We start from the raw sequence: 21,717 nt of genomic DNA on the forward strand, positions 1-21,717 counted from the left end.
AATCTAAAAAAAATAAAATGAAAACGAACTTAATTTTGGCATTTTTAATCGTCTTTTCAAATGCATTATTTGGTCAAATTAAGCCTGATCAAAGTAAAGATTACAATAATTTAGAAGAAGCTCTGAAGAATCCTCAAATGATTTACAGACTAGATCTGAGTAATCAAAAAGTTAAACTAGATACTATTGATTGGACAAAGTTTACTAATCTTACCTATCTAAATCTTAAAAACGATCATCTAAAGGAATTACCAATTGGTATTACTACTCTAAAATCTCTAAAGACAATTGATTTAAGTGGAAATGATTTCAATGTATTACCTAGTAATTTTTCTAATTTGACCGCGTTAGAAGAGGTGTTTTTGAATGATGAAAAAAAAATGAATTTGCCTAAAACGCTGAACATTTTAGCAAAACTGCCCAATTTAAAATCCCTGCATTTAGAAAATGATCACTTAAAATCATTACCAAGTGAACTACTGCGTTTTAAAAATCTAGAAAAATTGTATTTGGGCAATAATGAATTGAAGCAAATCCCAGTTCTCAAAACATTAGATCATTTAAAATATTTAGATTTAAAAAATAATAATGTAGAAACTGACATTAGAGATATGAAAAATTTAAACTTTGGCCTAAAAATTAATTTCTAATAATAACCAATAAAACTTATCTTTAATTAAAAATACGTTTTAAATACAAGCAGTGAAACAATAATATAAAATCCCTTTTTGTCTCTCAAGTATATCATCAAAATTTTAAAAATGAACACTATTTTAGCAAATATAACAATAACAGTCAATGATCAACTTTACGTCAAGAATCCTGAAACTTCTTCTTTAGGAAAAAAAATAATTGAGCATAGTATTTTAATGATAGATGAAATAGGTTTTGAAAATTTTACGTTCAAAAAGCTTGGTGAAAAAATTGGTTCAAATGAAAGTTCAATCTATAGATACTTTGAAAGTAAGCATAAACTATTATTGTATTTATCCTCGTGGTATTGGGGCTGGATGGAGTATAAACTAGTATTTGCAACTAATAATTTATCTGTACCATTGGAGAAATTAAAAAAAGCTATTACTATTTTAACGGAAAAAATTGAAGATGATTTTACAACCGCCCATATCAACGAATCTATTCTAAACAAAATAATAATTACCGAATTCACAAAAACATTGCTAACAAAAGACGTTGACGAGGAAAATAAAATTGGTTTTTTCTTAGTGTATAAAAGAGTAATCAATAGAGTTATAGAAATGATACAAGTGGTAAATCCTGATTATAAATATGCAAAAAGTTTAGCCTCATCAATAGTCGAAGGCGCATTACACCAGCATTTTTTAAAGGACCATTTAAAAACAATTACAAATTGTAATGAAACTATTTCACCAACCGATTTCTACATTGATTTAGTTGAACGAATTACAAAATAAGATATTATGAAAATTTCTCCATTAAAACGTTTTTACAACTTACTTGAATTAGATAAAAAAGATGTTTATCAAATATTTTTCTATGCCATTTTTGCCGGATTAATAAGCTTGTCTTTACCATTAGGTATTCAGGCTATCATCAACTTTATACAATCTGGAAGAGTAAGTGCCTCTTGGATTGTTTTAATTATTTTGGTGATTTTTGGTGTTGCATTAGTTGGGATTTTATCCTTGATGCAATTGCGAATCACTGAAAATTTACAACAGAAAATATTTGTTCGCGCTTCATTTGAATTTGCAGCCCGTTTGCCAAAAATAAAAATGGATCAATTGTACAATTCCTATCCACCGGAATTAGCCAATCGATTTTTTGACACAATGACCATCCAAAAAGGAACTTCCAAACTGTTAATCGATTTTTCTGCGGCGCTGTTGCAAATTGCTTTTGGAGTAATTTTACTGTCTTTATACCATCCCTATTTTATTATTTTTGGAGTGCTACTATTTTTTCTTTTATATTTTATTTTCCGATTCTCTTTTAAATCCGGTCTGGAAACAAGTTTGAAAGAATCAAAATTCAAATATAAAGTAGCAGGCTGGTTACAAGAATTAGCTCGAAATAATTATAGTTTCAAAAATGATCTTCATTATAATTTTGGACTTGAAAAAAATAATAATATCGTTAGTGAGTACTTAAATTACAGGGAGAAACATTTTAGCATCATCAAAAGACAATTCACCCAATTAATTCTTTTTAAAATTTTAATAACTGGAGGATTATTATCTATTGGGGGCTTTTTGGTACTTTCAGAACAAATGAATATTGGCCAATTCGTAGCGGCAGAAATCATTATTTTATTAGTTATAACCTCTGTCGAAAAAATTATAATTGGACTCGAAACATTCTACGATGTACTGACCTCAATTGAAAAAATTGGTCAAGTGACTGACATGGAATTAGAAGAAGACACCGCTTTTAGCAGCGACACTTGCTATGCTAATATATCATTGGAAATAGAAAATCTTACTTTTAAATTTCCGGACTCCAAGAAGGAAATATTGAGTAATTTATCCCTTAAAATAGAACAAGGAGAAAAAATAGCGATTGAAGGTCCTAATGGTTCTGGAAAAACAACGCTAATTCGCATATTATCTGGATTATTACAACCTACATCGGGTACTTTTTACATCAATGACGATACCTATAGAAAAATCAACCTAAAGCAATATCGTTCGCAAATTGGCGGTATTATTCACGGTGAAACGCCATTTGAAGGTACTCTGTTAGAAAACATTACGTTCAATGACAACTCAATCACTACTGAGAATCTAAAATGGGCTATTGAGGGCGTCCAACTTTCCAGCTTTGTAAAAACGCTGCCGAAGGGTCTCGAAACACACATATTCCCGGAAGGCAAGCAATTGTCATCTTCCGATGCTGAAAAAGTACTATTGGCTAGAAGTATCATACACAAACCAAAAATCCTTTTTTATGAAGATCCCACGGACATGATGGACATTAAAGTTGCTAATGAAATTATTGATTTCCTTACATCCGAGAAGAACAACTGGACGATAATAGTTTCCTCAAAAAACCCATATTGGAAAACCAAATGCAGTCGCATCATCACTATGGAAAATGGAACTATTCAACTTGATTTAAAAAATAAATAGTAATGCTAAACATATCTGACAATAAAACAAAACTGCCGCCATTAGATCGTTTTACTACGGTAAAAAACCTGGTCAACAGACCTCACTATAAAATTTTGAATAAAATTATTGTAGGAGTTTCAATTATAGGTGTGATAGCACTTTTCCTGCCTTGGACACAAAACATTTCAGGTAGCGGAAGCGTGACTACGTTAAGACCTGATCAAAGACCGCAGTCCATTCAGAGTGTAATTTCTGGTCGACTTGAAAAATGGTATGTTCAGGAAGGCGATTTCGTAAAGAAAGGCGACACCATCTTATTCATTTCAGAAATAAAAGAGGATTACATGGATCCAAATTTAGTTCAAAATACTAGAAATCAAATAGATGCTAAAAAACAATCTTTGCAATCGTATGGTTCAAAAGTAAGCACGCTTACCGGCCAGATACAAGCCATTGAAAGAGAAAAAGTTTTGAAACTTGAACAAGCGCAAAATAAAATCAAACAATCCGTTTTGAAAATTAAGAGCGACAGTATGGATTTAGTTGCCGTAAAAACTCAACTAAAGATAGCTAACACGCAATACAATCGTTCTGTTCAATTGAATAAGGAAGGACTGAAACCGCTTACTGATATTGAAGAAAAAAGACTGAAATTACAAGAAGTAGAAGCGAAAATTATCACTCAGGAAAATAAATTTTTAACGAGTAAAAACGAATTTATTAATGCCAAAGTTGAAATAAACAGAATAAGCGCAGAGTATGCAGAGAAAGTTTCGAAAGCCAATAGTGACAAATTCACGGCGCTTAGCAGTCAGTACGACACTGATGCGCAAGTGAATAAACTTGAAAATCAGTATGCAAATTACAGCATTAGAAACGGAATGTATTACATCAAAGCCTCGCAAAACGGCTACATCAACAGGGCATTGCAGTCCGGTATAGGAGAAACCATAAAAGAAGGAACGCCAATTGCAACCATAATGCCATCAAAATATGATATTGCCGTAGAAACTTTTGTAAACCCAATAGACCTTCCGCTGTTACGAAAAGGCGAAAAAGTTAGGGTTTGGTTTGACGGATGGCCTACAATTGTATTCTCCGGATGGCCAAACATGTCATACGGTACCTTTGGTGGTGAAATTGTAGCCATTGAAAATTTCATTAGCGTCAATGGAAAATATCGGGTCTTAATATCACCTGATAAAAATGATGAAAAATGGCCTGAACAACTGAGTATTGGAGCTGGAGCACAAACTATTGCGTTGCTAAATAATGTACCTGTTTGGTTTGAATTGTGGCGATCCTTGAACGGATTCCCTCCTAATTATTACAAACCAGCGGTAAAACCAACAACAGATAAAAAATAATGAAACAACTATTTTTAGCATTTTTATTTTTGGGTTTTGCTGCAACAGCCCAAGATATCACCTCAAAAGAATTCACTTATACGGAGTTCCTGGGGTATGTAAAAAAATACCATCCGCTGGTGAAGAATGCCAACTTGGAAATCAATAAAGCACAAGCTAATTTGATGATGGCCCGCGGTGGTTTTGATCCAAAAATTGAAGTCGATTTCAGCGAAAAACAATTCAAAGACAAAGAGTATTATTCGATATTGAACAGCAGTTTCAAAATCCCAACTTGGTATGGAATCGAGATTAAAGCGGGTTTTGACAATAGTGACGGTGTATACTTGAATCCGCAAAACACACTTCCCAATCAAGGATTAACTTCCTTAGGAGTGACCGTTCCACTTGGACAAGGACTGTTTATCAACCAAAGAATGGCTGATGTACGAAAGGCAAAAATGCAAATGCAATTGAGTCAGGCAGAACGAAAACTTCAGGCAATTGCAGTTTTGTATGATGCTTCGCAGGCCTATTTTAATTGGAAAAAAAACTTCAATGAAGTGCAGTTGTATGAAGAATATAATGAAAATGCACAAATTAGATTTAAAGGGATTCAATCTTTAATCAATCAAGGTGACAAACCCGCAATTGATAGTGTTGAGGCCGGAATTATTGTAAAAAACAGAAAACTGAGCTTGGAAGATTCGAATCTGAAATTGGCTAAAGCCAAATTAGAACTCGCTAATTTTCTTTGGTTAGAAAACAATATTCCGCTGGAATTATCCGACGAATTGATTCCTGAAACCCAATTAGAATTAACGATTCAGGAAAGTTTAAAAACGAATGATTTACTGAACACCGACTTCTCCATCACCAATCATCCAAAAATTAATGCGTTGCAAAGCAAAATTGACATGCTCAATGTGGAACAAAAACTGAAAGCCAACATGCTTTTGCCTAAAATAGATGTGGGTTACTCTTATATTTCAGAACCCAGCTATATTGATAATTATCAGTTTAAAGATTACAAAATTGGATTGGATTTTTACTTCCCTTTGTTTCTTAGAAAAGAGCGCGGAAGTTTAAAACTGGCGAAGTTCAAAGTTCAGGAAACGGAATTCACATTGGACCTTGAAAAAGTACAATTGACCAATAAAATCAATGCCCAAAAAATGGAAATTGAGTCCTTGCTGAGACAAAAAGAGCTGATTAAAGGTTTGGTTCAGGACAATCTCACAATGTTAAACTCAGAGGAAAGATTATTTTCTTTTGGTGAAAGTTCCTTATTTCTAATCAATACACGAGAGAATAATTTAGTTAGCGCACAACTTTCGAAGATTGCTCTAGAGAATCGTTTTTACGTTTCAAATTCAGAGCTTTTTAAAATAATGGCCAATCCGGATTAAATAATTTATAAAATCGTACTTTTGCAAACTGAAAAACAAGAATTATGATTATTGTAAAATCACGTGAAGAAATAGAATTAATGCGCGAAAGTGCGTTAATCGTATCAAAAACATTAGGAATGATTGCTTCTGAAATCAAAGAAGGAGTTACTACTTTATATCTAGACAAATTAGCCGAAACATTCATTCGTGACCATGGTGCGGAACCGAGTTTCCTTGGATTATATGGTTTCCCAAACTCACTTTGTATGAGTCCGAACGCTCAAGTGGTGCATGGAATTCCAAATAATAAACCATTGGAAAGCGGTGATGTAATCTCAGTGGATTGTGGTGCTTTCAAAAACGGATACCATGGTGACCATGCCTATTCTTTTGAAATAGGCGAAGTTGCTCCTGAAACTAAAAAATTATTGCAGGTTACCAAAGAATCATTATACGTAGGAATTCGCGAATTAAGACTAGGAAACCGTGTTGAAGACGTAGGAAATGCAATTCAAAAATATACCGAATCACATGGTTATGGTGTAGTTCGTGAATTAGTAGGTCATGGCGTAGGACAAAAAATGCATGAAGATCCTGAAATGCCTAATTATGGTAAAAAAGGAAGAGGAAAACTTTTCGTAGAAGGAATGGTTGTGGCTATTGAACCCATGATTAATTTGGGAACCCGAAACATAAAACAACACAAAGACGGTTGGACAATCACGACAGCTGACGGAAAACCAAGTGCCCATTTTGAGCACGACGTAGCCATTATTGATGGAAAACCGGAGATATTATCGACTTTTGGATACATCTACAAAGCGTTAGGAATTGTGAGTAATGAGGAAGATGAGTTTAGACAAACACCTTTGGTTCTGTAATGAAAAAACTTTTTAAACTTATACTCAATACTATTCCTCGTCCTTTATTAATTAGGCTGAGTTATGTGGCGCGACCTATTATCGCTTTTTCATTAAGAGGAACTAATTTCACCGATCCAATCGACGGAAAAAGCTTCAAATCGATGTTGCCTTATGGTTATGAAACACAACGCAACAATGTACTTTCGCCAAGTACACTTTCCTTGGAAAGACATCGCTTATTATGGTTGTATTTGAATGAAGAAACCGATTTTTTTACTTCGACAGCAAAAAAGAAAGTGTTGCATTTTGCACCAGAGCAAGCTTTTTATAAATTGTTTCGAAACCAAAAAAATCTAGACTACACCACAACCGATTTATTTTCGCCTTTGGCGGATGTGAAAGCAGACATTTGTAATTTGCCTTTTGAAGACAATCATTATGATGTTATTTTGTGCAATCACGTTTTAGAGCATATTCCGGATGATACGAAAGCAATGCAAGAATTGTATCGGGTTTTGAAACCGGGTGGAATGGCTATTTTACAAATTCCACAGGATTTGTCCAGAGCCACCACTTTTGCCGATGATTCCATTACCGACCAAAAAGAACGCGCTAAAATCTTTGGTCAATACGATCACGTCCGTATTTATGGTCGCGATTATTTTGATAAATTACGAAGTATCGGTTTCAAAGTAATTGAAGAAGATTACACCAATAAAATTGCACCTGAATTAGTAGAAAAATATTGTTTGGCTAAAGGGGAAATTATTCCCGTTTGTTTTAAATAGTTAGTGCTTTTTCAGGAAATAATATCTTAGGGCATAATTCGTTATATTTACATCAAAGCAACTATCACCATTATGCCCACTTCCTTTTTCCAGAAAATAATAGTATTTTTCATTTTTACTTCTGCATTTGCACAAGTAGAAAAAGAAATCGCTCCGCCATACCACATCAAGACGATTTCATTTGTACAAAATAACCAAAATACAATTCCAATTTTAAAACTGGGCGAAGGATTTCAACTACAATTTGATGATCTTTTTGGCAATGAAGCAAATTATTATTACGAAATAATCCATTGCGATTACAACTGGAATCCTACCGCAATTCCAAAAAATGAATATCTGGAAGGTTTTGACAACCAAAGAATTCAGGATTACAGTAATTCCTTCAATACACTACAAATCTATTCGCATTACAAATTAGCAATTCCGAATCAGTTTACCCAACAATTGAAAATCAGCGGGAACTATATGATTAAAGTTTTAGATGAGAATAAAGCAGTTGTATTTTCCAGAAAGTTCATTTTATACGAAGATTTGGTTACAGTTCCCATCCAAGTCAAACGAGCCAGAACAATTAATAACATCGAATTAAAGCAAAATTTAGATTTCACTATTCGATCCAATACCATTACTTTTCAAACGCCGTTGCGAAATGTCAAAGTACTGTTACTTCAAAACGGCCAAATGAATACTGGCATTAAAAATATAGTTCCGCAATACACTATTGGTAATGATTTGATTTACAAATATGATTCGGAAACTCAGTTTTGGGCAGGAAATGAGTTTTTATTTTTCGAAAATAAAGACATCCGTTCAGCAAGCAACAATGTCGCCCGAATCGATTCTAACACGCCTATTTATGGTTCATATTTGTACACCAGCGCCGCCAGAGCCAATTTCCCGTATTCCTTTACCCAAGATGTGAATGGGAATTTTGTTATCAACAATTTAAACTCAGCTAATAACGAAATCGAGGCTGATTATGCCTGGGTTTATTTCAGTCTTTCGGCACCTATATTCCGATTGAACAAAAATATTTATGTTACTGGAATGTTTAACAATTACACACTGTCTCCAGAATACAAAATGGAGTACAATCCCAAAAAAGCGATTTATGAAAAAGCAATTTTAATCAAACAGGGATTTACGAATTTTGAATATAAAGTCGCTGACGAAAAAGGAGCAATTGACTATGAAAATGCAATTGACGGTAATTTTTACCAAACAGAAAATGACTACACAATAATCGTTTATTACAGAGAAAACATTGACCGATACGACAGAGTTGTAGGTAAAGGAATGGCAAATTCTATAAATATCATCAATTAAAAAACTTTTGATAAATTTGGTAAAACGACACCATTTTTTTGTAAATTTGTCAATAATAACCCCATATTCATCCATTTAACATGGTTTCTCAAATAACAAGAGGCATAAAGATTTCGGTATTGACTAGTTTTGAGGGTACTTACTTCAAAAACTACAAGATTCACTTTGCCTTTAGTTACGTAATCACAATTGAAAACCACAGTAAGGATTCCGTTCAATTGATTTCACGTCATTGGGAAATTTTTGATTCCCTAAATGACATCGAGATCGTTGATGGAGAAGGCGTAATTGGTAAAAAACCCGTCTTAAAACCAGGCGAATTTCACACCTACAGCTCAGGTTGCCTATTGTCGTCCCCTTATGGCGCCATGAAAGGCTATTTCAATATGATCAATTTCACGTCAACAAAAAACTTCAAAGTTATCGTGCCAACTTTTAGATTATGTGCTCCGTTTGCTTTGAATTAAAATTACTTTTTATTTAAGAGCTAATTCAGCTATACATTTCAAGTTTTAGTCGCCTCCTTTATTTTTTTCTAAGCACAATAAGGAGCTTCTAAAGTCGCTCTTATTCTGCAAGAAAAAATATAACGAGACCACAAAAAGCTTTCCATTTCTATCTGGGCTATAACACGACTTCCACCCACATTGCTTTTAGTTTACACCAAAAAACATCTTTTTTCAAACAATCCTTCGTACTTTTGTGCAATATTTAAAAACACATTACAAGGATTTCTAATTTTATAATTTTACAAATATGTTAAAAGGATTTTTTCATGTACCAAAAGCGGTAAACGAACCAGTAAAAGGATACGCACCAAATTCACCAGAAAAAGCAGCTGTACAAGCAGCTTACACAAAAATGTGGAATTCTAAAATCGATGTGCCTTTATATATCGGAAGCGAAGAAATTAGAACTGGAAACACCAAAAACATGACTGCTCCTCACGATCACAAACACATCGTAGGAACCTATCATTTAGCCGAAAAAATGCATGTTGAGCAAGCAATTGCAAATGCACTTGAAGCTAAAACTGCTTGGGCCAATATGGCTTGGGAACAAAGAGCAGCTATATTCCTAAAAGCAGCTGAATTGATTGCCGGTCCATACAGAGCAAGAATAAATGCGGCAACAATGATTGCGCAATCAAAAAACATACACCAAGCTGAAATTGATGCTTCTTGTGAATTCATCGATTTTTTACGTTTCAACGTAGAATTCATGACTCAAATCTACAACGATCAGCCAAAATCAAATTCGGATATGTGGAACCGTTTAGAGTACAGACCTCTTGAAGGTTTTGTGTACGCGATTACACCGTTCAACTTTACTGCTATTGCCGGAAATCTTCCTGCAAGTGCTGCTATGATGGGAAATGTTGTGATTTGGAAACCAAGCGACAGCCAAGTTTTCTCTGCACAAATCATCATTGAAGTTTTCAAAGAAGCAGGAGTTCCTGATGGCGTTATCAACGTTGTTTTTGGAGATGCTTTGATGATTACGGATACCGTTTTAGCAAGCCGTGATTTCGCTGGAATTCACTTTACAGGTTCAACTCATGTATTCAAAGATATTTGGGCAAAAATTGGAACAAACATTCACCATTACAAAACCTACCCAAGAATTGTTGGTGAAACTGGAGGAAAAGATTTTATCATCGCACATCCAAGTTCGAATCCAAAACAAGTGGCAACAGGAATTGTTCGTGGTGCATTCGAATTTCAAGGTCAAAAATGTTCTGCAGCTTCAAGATCTTATGTTCCACAAAGTTTGTGGCCTGCTATAAAAGAGCAATTAATCACCGATACAAAATCGATGAAAATGGGATCTCCTGAAGATTTCGGAAACTTTATTACTGCGGTTATTCACGAAGGTTCTTTCGACAAATTGGCTGGTTTTATTGACCAAGCTAAAAAAGATGCCGATGCCGAAATTATCGTTGGAGGAAATTATGACAAATCTGTAGGTTATTTTATTGAACCAACGATTATCGTAACAACAAATCCACATTATTCAACCATGGAAACCGAATTGTTCGGACCTGTAATGACGATTTTCGTTTACGAAGACGACAAATGGGAAGAAACATTAGAACTAGTTGATACCACTTCAGAATATGCATTAACAGGTGCAGTTTTCAGCCAAGATCGTTATGCAATTGAGCAAGCGACTACTAAATTGCAAAATGCGGCCGGTAACTTCTACATCAATGATAAACCAACCGGAGCTGTTGTAGGAATGCAACCTTTTGGTGGCGCAAGAGCATCAGGAACGAACGACAAAGCGGGTTCAGCATTGAACTTGTTACGTTGGGCTTCCCCAAGAACCATCAAAGAAACTTTTATTACTCCGGTTGATTACAGATACCCATTTTTAGGAGAATAATTTAGTCCTAAAGTTTGAAAGTCGAAAGTCTCAAAGAACTTTAACAATAACAAAAAAAGCCGAATCTAAAATTTTAGATTCGGCTTTTTTTTTATTTTTTATACTCAGTTCTATCTTTCGACTTTAAGACTTTCGCCCTTAAGACTACGATTGAAACTTCAACGGCAAATGCACCACTTTTTTAGTTTCAAAGAATTCATCTTCAAAGAAATCAGCTAAATTGTATTCAGTTGCTTTCGGGAAATCCTTCAATTCTTCCGTTAAATCTCCTCCCTTTAAATAGAGAATTCCGTTTTTCAATTCGTGTTTGTTGTTCTTTTTGATTTTGGTTTTCACCCAAGAAACAAAATCCGGCATATTTGTAACGGCACGACTTACGATAAAGTCGAAATCTCCTTTTACATTTTCGGCACGCATTTGCTCGGCTTTTACATTTTTCAATTCTAATCCTTCGGCAACAGCCTGAACCACTTTTATTTTTTTGGCAATAATATCAATCAAATAAAAACGCGTTTCTGGAAAAAGAATCGCCAACGGAATACCAGGAAAACCGCCACCTGTACCAACATCCAGCACATAAGTACCCGGTTCAAAATTTATAATTTTAGCAATTCCCAATGAATGCAAAATATGTTTGGTATACAAAGCATCTATATCTTTTCTCGATATAACATTGATTTTTTCATTCCAATCATGGTATAAAAAATCCAGCTTTTCGAACTGTTCTTTCTGAATATCAGTTAAATTAGGAAAATACTTAAGAATCTCGTCCATCTATTATTTTTTTTAACAAAAGTAATACTTTACAGTTAAAATATTTATCTCAATTTTGTATATCGAAAAATTTATAATAATTACCTTTGAACTTTATTGAAAATATATGAATAATAATGCGCCAACATTTGCTAAGCAAGATAGCCTAAAGTTTTTTAGAACACTTAACTCACGGGTTAACAATTACTTCAAAGAAAACAACATCCAAAAGACCGGGAATTGGAAACTATATTTAAAAACCATAATTCTCTTCTCCGTTTTTCTTGCGCCTTATTTTTTAATTCTTACACTTGGTATGCCATTTTGGGCACATCTTCTGTTGACTATCGTTATGGGAATTGGAATGGCCGGAGTAGGAATGAATGTGATGCACGATGGAAATCACGGTTCGTATTCAAATAAAACCTGGGTCAACAAATTCATGGGTGGAACTATTTATGTTTTAGCAGGAAATGTATACAACTGGCAAGTGCAACACAATGTTTTACACCACACCTACACGAATATTCCCGGGCATGATGAGGATTTAGATGCCGGACGTGTTATCCGTTTTACTAAAGAAGCAAAATGGTATAACTTTCACCGTTTTCAACAATATTATTCTGTATTCTTATACGGATTACTAACATTCAACTGGGCTATAACAACTGATTTCAAACAGATGAGAAGCTATTTGAAAAGAAAATTATCGTACGGAGAAGCGAAAAGCCCAAAAATACTTTGGACAACATTAATTATCACAAAAGTTATTTACGTTTCTATCTGGATTGTTTTACCTATCGTTATTGGAATTACATGGTGGAAAGTGCTTATTGGTTTCTTCGTGATGCATTACACAGCTGGTTTAATTCTGAGTGTTGTGTTTCAATTGGCACACGTTGTTGAAGAAACGACAAATCCATCTCCAAATGAATTAGGAGAAATGGACAATACTTGGGCGATACACCAATTGTTTACCACTACTAATTTTGCTCCAAAAAACAAAATCGTAAACTGGTACACTGGTGGATTGAATCACCAGATCGAGCACCATATTTTCCCAAACATTAGCCACGTTCATTATGGTAAAATTGCTAGCATAGTAAAAGAAACGGCTCAAGAATGCAATTTGCCGTATTACGAATACAAAACAATGCGAAGTGCTGTTATTGCTCATTTCAAGCATTTGAAAGAGCTGGGAATGAAACCGGAACTTATATAATTAAACAACACCTAGAGATGCACAGCAGTGCATCTCTACTTAATAAATATACTAACTACAACCTATTACAATGAATCCATTATCCGATAGAATTAACAATCTAGCAACATCACAAACACTAGCAATGGCGGCTTTAGCCAGAGAATTAAAAGCACAAGGAAAAGACATTATCAGTTTAAGTTTAGGCGAACCTGACTTTAATACGCCTGACTTTATCAAAGAAGCAGCAAAAAAAGCGATTGATGAAAATTACAGTACTTATTCTCCAGTAGAAGGATATGCTGAATTAAAAGAAGCAATCTGCAGAAAATTCAAAAGAGACAATGATTTAGACTACAAACCATCTCAAATTGTAGTTTCAACAGGAGCAAAACAATCCTTATACAACATTGCACAAGTAATGCTAAACGATGGTGACGAGGTAATTTTACCAGCACCTTACTGGGTTTCGTATTTCGAAATCGTGAAATTATCCGGTGGTGTTCCTGTAGAAGTTCCTACATCTGTAGATACTGATTTCAAAATTACACCAGAACAATTAGAAGCGGCAATCACGCCAAAAACAAAAATGATGTGGTTCAGTTCTCCTTGTAATCCAAGTGGATCAGTATACAACAGAGAAGAATTAACGGCATTAGCCAAAGTGTTGGAGAAATATCCACACGTATATATTGTAGCTGATGAAATCTATGAGCACATCAATTTCTCAGGAACTTTTTGCAGCATCGCATCTATCCCAGGAATGTTAGAAAGAACAATTACCGTAAATGGAGTTGCTAAAGCTTTCGCCATGACAGGTTGGAGAATTGGATATATTGGAGCACCAGAATTCATTGCAAAAGCCTGTACAAAAATTCAAGGTCAAGTAACTTCAGGAGCAAATTCTATCGCACAACGCGCTACTATTACAGCAGTAGATGCTGATCCAAGCGTATTGAAACACATGGTTGACGCTTTCCACAGCCGTAGAGATTTAGTGGTAGGATTATTAAAAGAAATTCCAGGAGTAAAAATCAACGTTCCTGAAGGGGCTTTTTACGTATTCCCGGACATTTCTTCTTTCTTCGGAAAAACATTAAAAGGAACCGAAATCAAAAATGCAATGGATTTATCAATGTACCTTTTGGCCGAAGCTAATGTAGCAACGGTAACAGGTGACGCTTTTGGAAATCCTGACTGTATCCGTTTCTCTTACGCAACCAGCGACGAGATCTTGAAAGAAGCATTAAAAAGAATCAAAGATGCTTTGGCACTATAGTCAAAACTCATAAAATCGAAAGTTAGAAACTCAAAAATCCAACTTACAATACCATCAAAACCTCAAGATATTCTTGGGGTTTTGTTGTTTTTGGGCGTGACCACAAGGGTCGGGCTTTCCGCTGCAATCTTTATATTTTTAAAGAAAAAATATAAAGGATTTCCACTGCACTCCCTCACGCAAACCCTGCCAAAATCCTAATTTTTATAATCCAATACGGAATGTTCGCGAGCTGTCCTTACACTTCTTAACACATTCAGAAACATAATGAAATCTCTGATGATTTGTATTTTTAATTTTATACTTTTAAGGTAATAATTAAAAAACAAACTTCTATGATAAGTGAAAATTTTACTTTTATCAAAACTGATAAAAAATTAGTAAAATTATATTTCAACGAAATTACCGTAATTAAAGGTTTAGGAAATTATGTTGTAATTCAAACAACAGAAAATAAAAAATATATTTATTACAAATCGCTAAAAGATTTAATTGAAAACTTACCAAACGAATTTATGAGAGTTCATAATTCGCACATAGTAAATTTAACTAACATTGATATTTTAGAGGATAATCACATAATTTTAAAGAACGCAAAAGTTGCAGTCGGAAAAAGTTACAAAGAATGTCTAAATTCCTCAATAAATAAATATATGTTGTAATTACAAGATAAGAAATAGAAATAACGAAATAAGAAATCAATACGTTTGAATAAAAAGTTTTTAGAAAAGGTTTATTAAGTTTTAGTTTACTCAAAGGAAAAAATAAAAAGAACAATTTTAAAACTAATTTTAATCGTAATTATGACAACTCAAAGTTCAAAAGCACAAGAATTAACTAAAAATTATCCGTTAGAAAAAGACGTTTTAACAATCGACGGAATAATCAAAGCATTTTATGAAGTCGTTTCAGGAGAAGCAGGAGAAAAAAGACAATGGGAAAGAGATTCATCCATTCATGATCCAAATGCAATTTATTCATACTTGGACAACGTAAACGGGGAATTAAAACAAGTAACAATGTCGCTGAAAGATTTTCACAAAGAAACCGATGCAATGATAATGGAAACTGCATTTTATGAAAGTGAAATTAATAGAGAAATGAGATTATTTGGAAATATTGCACATGTTTGGAGTACATATGAAACGAGATTGGTGAAAAATGGACCAGTAGCAAGAAGAGGAATTAACAGTATTCAACTTTTTTTCGATAAAGAAAAATGGAGCATTGTTTCGCTAATATTTGAAAGAGAAAGAGCAGAAAAAATTCCAAAAACATTTGAACCAAATTAATAAATTTTGATAAAAAAAACATCCTCTAACATTCACATCAAACCCAAACCATCATGCTCACCGCCATCAACCCAAAGTTACCCATGCGCAACAAAGCAATTACACGGAATTTCTACATCAACCAATTGGGTTTTCAGGAATGGGGTAGCGCGGATTTTGATGGGTATTTGATGGTACAAAAAGACAGCATTGAAATTCATTTTTTTGAGTTTGCAACCATTAATGCTGTTGAAAATTACTCAGGAGTTTACATTCGGGTGCAGGATATCGAAACCGTATATAAAAACTTCTTGAATAACGGCGTTGCCATTCATCCCAATGGTCCTCTGGAAATCAAACCTTGGGGACAAAAAGAATTTTCTATATTGGACCCAGATTACAATCTGCTGACTTTCGGGCAAAGTTTGTAGCGAATGGGCAGTCATAAAAAAGCAATTTAGTATTTTTACATTCTAATTAAGACTTCAAAAAAATGAAAATACTATTGCTAGGCTCAGGCGAATTAGGAAAAGAATTTACAATCGCGGCACAACGCATCGGGCAAATCGTAATCGCCGTGGACAGTTACAAAAATGCTCCGGCAATGCAAGTTGCCCATGATTTTGAAGTCATCAACATGCTAGACGGAGATGCGTTAGACAAAATCGTCGCCAAACACAAACCTGATTTCATCGTTCCTGAAATAGAAGCTATTAGAACCGAACGTTTTTATGATTACGAGAAGCAAGGAATTACCGTAGTTCCTTCTGCGAAAGCGGCAAACTTCACGATGAATAGGAAAGCGATCCGTGATTTAGCATCCAAAGAACTCGGACTAAAAACCGCCAAGTATCGCTACGCCACCACTGCCGAGGAATTGCAAAAAGGTGTTGAAGCCGTTGGAATGCCCTGCGTGGTAAAACCCTTAATGTCTTCGTCTGGAAAAGGACAATCAACCATAAAAACCGAAGCGGATATCGAAAAAGCATGGAATTATGCCGTGGAAGGTTCCCGTGGCGATGTGGTAGAAGTAATTGTAGAAGCTTTCGTCAAATTCAATTCAGAGATTACTTTATTAACCGTGGTTCAAAATAATAACCCAACACTTTTCTGTGCGCCAATTGGTCACCGTCAAGAACGCGGCGATTATCAAGAAAGCTGGCAACCCGCCAGAATATCCGACAAGGATTTGTACGAAGCGCAAGACATGGCCGAAAAAGTAACCGAAGCTTTGGGCGGTGCAGGACTTTTTGGAGTCGAATTTTTCTTGGCTGATGATGGTGTTTATTTCTCGGAATTATCGCCTCGACCTCATGATACCGGAATGGTAACTTTGGCGGGAACGCAAAACTTCAACGAATTCGAATTGCACTTACGAGCGATTTTGAGTTTGCCTATTATCGAAATTACATTAGAAAAAGCGGGAGCAAGTGCCGTAATTTTAGCTTCGGAAAATTCAACCTATCCAACCTATTCCGGAATAGAAAATATTGCTTCCTTACCAAAAACGGATTTCAGAATCTTTGGCAAACCAACTTCAAGACCGTATCGAAGAATGGCCGTAGCTTTAGTCAATGATACTTTAGAAACTCCAATTGAAGAAGTGGTAGAAAAAGCGAAGAAAGCAGCCAATTTGGTTACCGTGCATTCGTAATTTACTATAGATAATATTGTCAAGTCGAGCGCAGTCGAAACTAAACGGTTAGTCTCGACTGCGCTCGACTTGACAAACGTCTAAAGGAAACGACATTGATCCCCCTTTACTTTTTAGAAATACGAAAATCTGTCGAAGTCATTCCTGTATGTTTCTTGAACAATCGGGTGAAATACGAATAATCATCAAAGCCTAATTCCGTTGCAATTTCATTGACGGTAAACTTTTTATCCATCAGCATGCGTTTCGCTTCAAGGATAATTCTAGCTGTAATCACTTCTGTTGTGGTTTTTTGCAACATTTCATTGCAAATCCTGTTCAAGTGTTTCAAAGTAATATTGAGTTGTGAAGCGTAGAAAAAAGGCGCCTTTTCTATCTTAAAATTATTCTCTAAAAGCACTTCAAAATTTTTAATTTTCACATTATACGAATGTGCTTCGTGCAAATGTGTTTCACTATATTTTCGGGCAATTTCAATGTGAATAATATCCAACAAATTCATTATTTTATCTTGCTTCAAAAGCTGATTTGATTGTGTTTCTACAATCAGACTTTCAAAATAAGGCAAAATCGCTTTCAATTCGGATGCGCCAAAAACCATTTCCGGTTTATTGTCCACCGAGGAATAAAATGGATAGTCGGCGATTGTTTTTTGGCCAAAATAAAGATTATACATTTCCTGCGAGTAGAAAATTACAAATCCTTCCACGTCATCAGATAAATTCCAATGATGCATTTGTCCGGGTTGCAGGAAAAACATACTTCCCGGCTGAATCGCAAATACATCAAAATCGATTTCATGTGTTCCCGAACCTTTGGTAAAAAAGACCAAAACATACGAATTATGCCTGTGCGGTTCCTCAACAAAACTATGGTCGATTAGGTGATTTTTAAAGGTATTAATATACAAATCACTATTCACAGAATTGCAGTTAAAACGCTGAATGTTATAAATAGGATATTTTTTCATTTAGCTCTAAATGTCTTTATTGTGCTATAATTAGCGAATATAGAAAACATCCGTGACATGAATAAGAAATACCTTTGATAAAAATAATTACGATGTCAAATTCTATTGTACACATCTTGAATAATGATTGCCCTCATTGTCTTAAAGGCAAAGTTTTCAATGAAAAAAGTATCTTTTTCAATTTTGGATTCCCTAAAATGAACGAATATTGTTCTCATTGCAATTACAAATTCGAAAAAGAACCTGGTTACTTTTTTGGAGCTATGTACGTCAATTATGGTTTAACAGTTGCACAAGCAATAGCTACCTATGTTATTGCTCAATTCTTCTTTAAAGAAACTTTCGATTTACGAATCATTCCAATCATTGCCGTGGTGATCATCGCAATGGCTTCCATCAATATTCGTCTTTCCAGATTATTATGGATTTACATGTTTAAAAATTATTCGATGTAAAAAAACCTGTATCTTAGCTAAAGTAAAATTTAATCATTTATGAAAAAGATACTATATTTAGCTATTTTGTTCTCTGCAACACTTGCTAGCGCTCAGGATAAAAAAGAAGAACCAAAACCTCAAATTGTTGAAGCTTCGTGCGGACAATGTCAGTTTGAGATGGAAGGACATGGTTGTGAATTAGCCGTTCGCATGGACGGAAAGTCCTATTTTGTTGACGGAAGTTCCATTGACTCCCATGGTGATGCACATGCCAGTGATGGTTTTTGCTCAGCAATAAGAAAAGCGGAAGTGGTTGGTAAAGTGGTTGACAATAAATTCAAAGTCACCTCATTCAAATTACTGCCAAAAAAATAAAAAAAAGGGCTTAAAGAAAAATCTTTAAGCCCTTTGTCATTAATTCGATTTCATACTCAATTTGAGATTACTATTCTCAAAACTCGAGATATCAATTACTTCTTCTAAGTCTACATCAAAAGAAATTGTGACACTATCACCCACCATTGTCACCGGTAATTGATTGGATATTTGGGATGAACCCACAAAAATATTGGGATAATCTTTGACTTTAAAATAATAGAAACTATTCCCGTTTTTTACATCATTTTGGATTCGGGTCACGACTGATTTCAGCGATTTTTTATTGGAAACACTATTGGGATTTATTTTATTATCCGCCATATTATAGACGTTTTTAAACGAAGTCAACGTTTCCCGCATGGTATTGCCCACGCCCACAATCGTGTAATCTGAAATGGCAACCATCGCAAACATTTTAACCAATCCGCCATCATCTTTAAGCGTCATTACATACGTGGGAATGTTATTAATATTGTACGGAATAGGCAAAGACGCCTTATATCCTTTCTCCTGAACTTTCCCTTGTGCAGAGCTTTGAGCAGCAAATTCTGTTGCGCCTCCTTGTTTATAAAAAGTAGTTTCTTTAGTTCTGGTATCCACCAAAACAAAACCTACAGCAGACTCTTCTTTCCCCACGGAAGTCAATCCGGTGTACCAATAGGATTTATTGTCTTTTCCGTAAACCAATGTCAATCCTTCCGTAATTTGAAGTTTATCTTGATTAGAAAAATTCCAATACCCGTGAACGTATTCGCCCCAATCATTCAATTGATCTTCGATAAAATCCAAAGGCTGAATTCGGTCCACCCATTTTGGCGTTTTAGCAATTGAATATTCATTTATAACACCAGATTGCGCATCAACCACAATAACACCTATCGCTTCTTTTCCGGCGAAACCAATTTTTTTTCCATATTTCGTAACAATCCAAAACGGATTTCCAGCATCATCAATCTCAAAACTAAAATCAGCCAAACCAACCGTAGCATTTCCGTTAAAATAAACGTGTCGGTGAATATCACTTTGAAAATAGGCGCCTTGCTGGTATTTAATTTTAATATACTTCCCTCCTATACTCTGAACTAATTTTACATCACGTTCATTAGTTGCAGAAACCATAACATATCCAGCAGTTCCCTCTTGATTGTTAAACCATTTTAAAAAACCCGAGTGCAATAAAGGCGCAACCCAGTACAAGTTGTTATTCACTTTTTGGATGCAAAAATCACCTAATTCTACCTGACTTCCCAAAGCGGGTTGCGAACCTAAAATTTTCTCACCCAAAAGATGCGCTAGTTCCTCATCGACCACACGGATTTTATCAATTGAAATTGGCGCAATGTGATTGGTGATTTTTTGACCGTTTTTAACATCGCCTATCAATTTTTGATACGAATCGCTTCGGAACATTTTTATGCTGGTTACAAAAGGGAGCGCAATGCAGTATACCAAAAGCACTGTTGCCAAAACAAATAAAATCTTGTTTGGCTTAGAGACAAACTTGACCTGTTTTGTTTGCTGCGAAACTGTCAATCCTAGAGAAAAAATAATAGCAAGAAGTACTAAAACCAACAAAATAAAGGCAAAACCCGTAAAACCATAATTGATTACCGGAAGGATGCCATAAAATAAGAAAAAACCAAAAAGGAATAAGAAAACAATACCAACTATCTTTTTCATAACGCTGTTTTATATATTTCATTAGTAAACACAAAACGAAAAATGTTACAGAAAAAAGTAGTAATAAATCAATACTAAAGACCAAAAAAATGTTCTGATTTCAATCAAAAAAGCTAAAAATACAACTTTCAACTATTTATAAGGTTTTGTTAATATTGGTTTAGCAGCGGTTTATTCGAAAAAAAACAAAACTTTAATCATTAGATTTGTGGAAATCGTAATGTTAATGAAGTTATTAATAGTTGAAGATGAACCTAATCTTTCGTCAATTATCCGCAAAGGATTTTCAGAAAAAAATCACGAAGTAAGTGTTGCGCTTGATGGTACAACAGCATTAGATTTACTTTCGAATCACAATTTTGATGTGGTAATTCTAGATGTAATGTTGCCTGACATTAATGGAATTGAAATTTGCAGACGTTTGCGAGCCGCGAAAAATTTTGTTCCCATTTTGCTTTTAACAGCTTTGGGAAGTACTGAAAATATAATCAACGGATTAAATTCCGGAGCTGATGATTATCTATTAAAACCCTTTAAATTCCTGGAACTTGACGCAAGAGTCAACGCACTTTCCAGACGGGCGGGTCAAGTACAAAAACCTACTGAAATCATAACGATAGCTGATCTTCAAATTAATTCGAAAACAAAATCCGTATCCAGAAATGGAGACACCATTGTACTTACGGCCAAAGAATTTAAACTTTTATACTATCTAGCCATTAACTCTGAGACAATTTTATCCCGTGAGCAACTTTTAGACAATGTTTGGGATATTAATTTTGAGATGAACACCAATGTAATTGATGTTTACATTAACTATTTGAGGAAAAAAATTGACAAACCATACGAAACTAAACTAATTCATACGATGAAAGGTTTAGGCTATGTATTGAAACTATAAAA

At 34.7% G+C, this 21,717-nt stretch carries 22 protein-coding genes; 19 read left to right on the forward strand and 3 right to left on the reverse strand.

The genetic code is table 11. The annotated features are described in order from the left end of the window. Positions 1 to 17 precede the first annotated feature (17 nt). From G7A72_RS06735 to pruA, 10 genes are all read left to right on the forward strand, one after another. A complete protein-coding gene (locus G7A72_RS06735; RefSeq protein WP_165151906.1) occupies positions 18 to 650 on the forward strand; it encodes a leucine-rich repeat domain-containing protein in 633 nt (210 codons plus the stop codon). Between the two features lie 111 nt (positions 651 to 761). Further along, positions 762 to 1,433, forward strand: coding sequence for a TetR/AcrR family transcriptional regulator (locus G7A72_RS06740; protein WP_165151907.1), 672 nt, complete (start codon positions 762 to 764; stop codon positions 1,431 to 1,433). A gap of 12 nt (positions 1,434 to 1,445) precedes the next feature. Next, positions 1,446 to 3,107, forward strand: a complete 1,662-nt coding sequence (locus G7A72_RS06745; RefSeq protein WP_165153679.1) for a peptidase domain-containing ABC transporter — start codon at positions 1,446 to 1,448, stop codon at positions 3,105 to 3,107. 2 nt (positions 3,108 to 3,109) lie between these two features. After that, a complete protein-coding gene (locus tag G7A72_RS06750) occupies positions 3,110 to 4,456 on the forward strand; it encodes an HlyD family secretion protein (protein ID WP_113665127.1) in 1,347 nt (448 codons plus the stop codon). Beyond that, a complete protein-coding gene (locus tag G7A72_RS06755) occupies positions 4,456 to 5,844 on the forward strand; it encodes a TolC family protein (protein ID WP_165151908.1) in 1,389 nt (462 codons plus the stop codon). Before G7A72_RS06750 ends, G7A72_RS06755 begins: the two co-directional genes overlap by 1 nt. A 44-nt stretch (positions 5,845 to 5,888) precedes the next feature. Continuing rightward, positions 5,889 to 6,707 (forward strand): type I methionyl aminopeptidase, encoded by an 819-nt coding sequence (gene map, locus G7A72_RS06760; RefSeq protein ID WP_165151909.1) that lies wholly within the window; start codon positions 5,889 to 5,891, stop codon positions 6,705 to 6,707. Further along, positions 6,707 to 7,477 carry a class I SAM-dependent methyltransferase gene (locus G7A72_RS06765; RefSeq protein ID WP_165151910.1) on the forward strand — a complete coding sequence of 257 codons (771 nt, stop codon included), beginning with the start codon at positions 6,707 to 6,709 and terminating at the stop codon, positions 7,475 to 7,477. Before map ends, G7A72_RS06765 begins: the two co-directional genes overlap by 1 nt. A 72-nt stretch (positions 7,478 to 7,549) precedes the next feature. Beyond that, positions 7,550 to 8,806 (forward strand): DUF5103 domain-containing protein, encoded by a 1,257-nt coding sequence (locus G7A72_RS06770; protein WP_165151911.1) that lies wholly within the window; start codon positions 7,550 to 7,552, stop codon positions 8,804 to 8,806. Positions 8,807 to 8,886: 80 nt separating this feature from the next. Beyond that, positions 8,887 to 9,273: a Co2+/Mg2+ efflux protein ApaG gene (gene apaG, locus G7A72_RS06775; RefSeq protein WP_113665122.1), complete on the forward strand. Its 387-nt coding sequence runs from the start codon at positions 8,887 to 8,889 to the stop codon at positions 9,271 to 9,273. 289 nt (positions 9,274 to 9,562) lie between these two features. Continuing rightward, the gene (pruA, locus tag G7A72_RS06780; protein WP_165151912.1) at positions 9,563 to 11,191 is read left to right on the forward strand and encodes an L-glutamate gamma-semialdehyde dehydrogenase; all 1,629 of its coding nucleotides are present in this window, start codon (positions 9,563 to 9,565) and stop codon (positions 11,189 to 11,191) included. A 144-nt stretch (positions 11,192 to 11,335) separates the two neighbouring features. On the opposite strand, the gene rsmG is transcribed toward pruA, so the two are convergent. Further along, on the reverse strand, positions 11,336 to 11,965 hold the full coding sequence (gene rsmG / locus G7A72_RS06785) for a 16S rRNA (guanine(527)-N(7))-methyltransferase RsmG (protein WP_165151913.1): 630 nt from the start codon (positions 11,963 to 11,965) through the stop codon (positions 11,336 to 11,338). 106 nt (positions 11,966 to 12,071) lie between these two features. On the opposite strand from rsmG, the gene G7A72_RS06790 reads away from it, so the two are divergent. From G7A72_RS06790 to purT, 6 genes are all read left to right on the forward strand, one after another. Continuing rightward, positions 12,072 to 13,166, forward strand: coding sequence for an acyl-CoA desaturase (locus G7A72_RS06790; RefSeq protein ID WP_165151914.1), 1,095 nt, complete (start codon positions 12,072 to 12,074; stop codon positions 13,164 to 13,166). Positions 13,167 to 13,236: 70 nt separating this feature from the next. Next, a complete protein-coding gene (locus tag G7A72_RS06795) occupies positions 13,237 to 14,424 on the forward strand; it encodes a pyridoxal phosphate-dependent aminotransferase (RefSeq protein ID WP_113634703.1) in 1,188 nt (395 codons plus the stop codon). A 335-nt stretch (positions 14,425 to 14,759) separates the two neighbouring features. After that, positions 14,760 to 15,086, forward strand: a complete 327-nt coding sequence (locus G7A72_RS06800) for a LytTR family DNA-binding domain-containing protein (RefSeq protein ID WP_165151915.1) — start codon at positions 14,760 to 14,762, stop codon at positions 15,084 to 15,086. Between the two features lie 141 nt (positions 15,087 to 15,227). Continuing rightward, the gene (locus tag G7A72_RS06805; RefSeq protein WP_165151916.1) at positions 15,228 to 15,716 is read left to right on the forward strand and encodes a hypothetical protein; all 489 of its coding nucleotides are present in this window, start codon (positions 15,228 to 15,230) and stop codon (positions 15,714 to 15,716) included. 53 nt (positions 15,717 to 15,769) lie between these two features. After that, entirely contained in the window at positions 15,770 to 16,126 is a 357-nt protein-coding gene (locus G7A72_RS06810) for a VOC family protein (RefSeq protein WP_165151917.1), read from the forward strand. Positions 16,127 to 16,188: 62 nt separating this feature from the next. Next, positions 16,189 to 17,349, forward strand: coding sequence for a formate-dependent phosphoribosylglycinamide formyltransferase (gene purT, locus G7A72_RS06815; RefSeq protein WP_165151918.1), 1,161 nt, complete (start codon positions 16,189 to 16,191; stop codon positions 17,347 to 17,349). A gap of 106 nt (positions 17,350 to 17,455) precedes the next feature. Here the strand turns inward: purT and G7A72_RS06820 are convergent, their stop codons facing one another. Beyond that, positions 17,456 to 18,319, reverse strand: coding sequence for a helix-turn-helix transcriptional regulator (locus G7A72_RS06820; protein WP_165151919.1), 864 nt, complete (start codon positions 18,317 to 18,319; stop codon positions 17,456 to 17,458). A gap of 92 nt (positions 18,320 to 18,411) precedes the next feature. Between G7A72_RS06820 and G7A72_RS06825 the strand changes: the two genes are divergently transcribed. Together G7A72_RS06825 and G7A72_RS06830 are read left to right on the forward strand one after the other, a co-directional pair. Further along, positions 18,412 to 18,774: a DUF983 domain-containing protein gene (locus G7A72_RS06825; RefSeq protein ID WP_165151920.1), complete on the forward strand. Its 363-nt coding sequence runs from the start codon at positions 18,412 to 18,414 to the stop codon at positions 18,772 to 18,774. 39 nt (positions 18,775 to 18,813) lie between these two features. Next, positions 18,814 to 19,131 (forward strand): DUF6370 family protein, encoded by a 318-nt coding sequence (locus tag G7A72_RS06830; RefSeq protein WP_165151921.1) that lies wholly within the window; start codon positions 18,814 to 18,816, stop codon positions 19,129 to 19,131. Between the two features lie 39 nt (positions 19,132 to 19,170). Here G7A72_RS06830 and G7A72_RS06835 read toward each other — a convergent pair whose 3' ends face one another. Further along, positions 19,171 to 20,814 carry a hypothetical protein gene (locus G7A72_RS06835; RefSeq protein ID WP_165151922.1) on the reverse strand — a complete coding sequence of 548 codons (1,644 nt, stop codon included), beginning with the start codon at positions 20,812 to 20,814 and terminating at the stop codon, positions 19,171 to 19,173. A gap of 226 nt (positions 20,815 to 21,040) precedes the next feature. Here G7A72_RS06835 and G7A72_RS06840 point away from each other — a divergent pair, with 226 nt between their 5' ends. Beyond that, positions 21,041 to 21,715: a response regulator transcription factor gene (locus tag G7A72_RS06840; protein ID WP_165151923.1), complete on the forward strand. Its 675-nt coding sequence runs from the start codon at positions 21,041 to 21,043 to the stop codon at positions 21,713 to 21,715. Positions 21,716 to 21,717 lie beyond the last annotated feature (2 nt).

This window comes from Flavobacterium sp. Sr18, from assembly GCF_011064265.1.
Classification (GTDB): Bacteria; Bacteroidota; Bacteroidia; order Flavobacteriales; family Flavobacteriaceae; genus Flavobacterium; species Flavobacterium petrolei.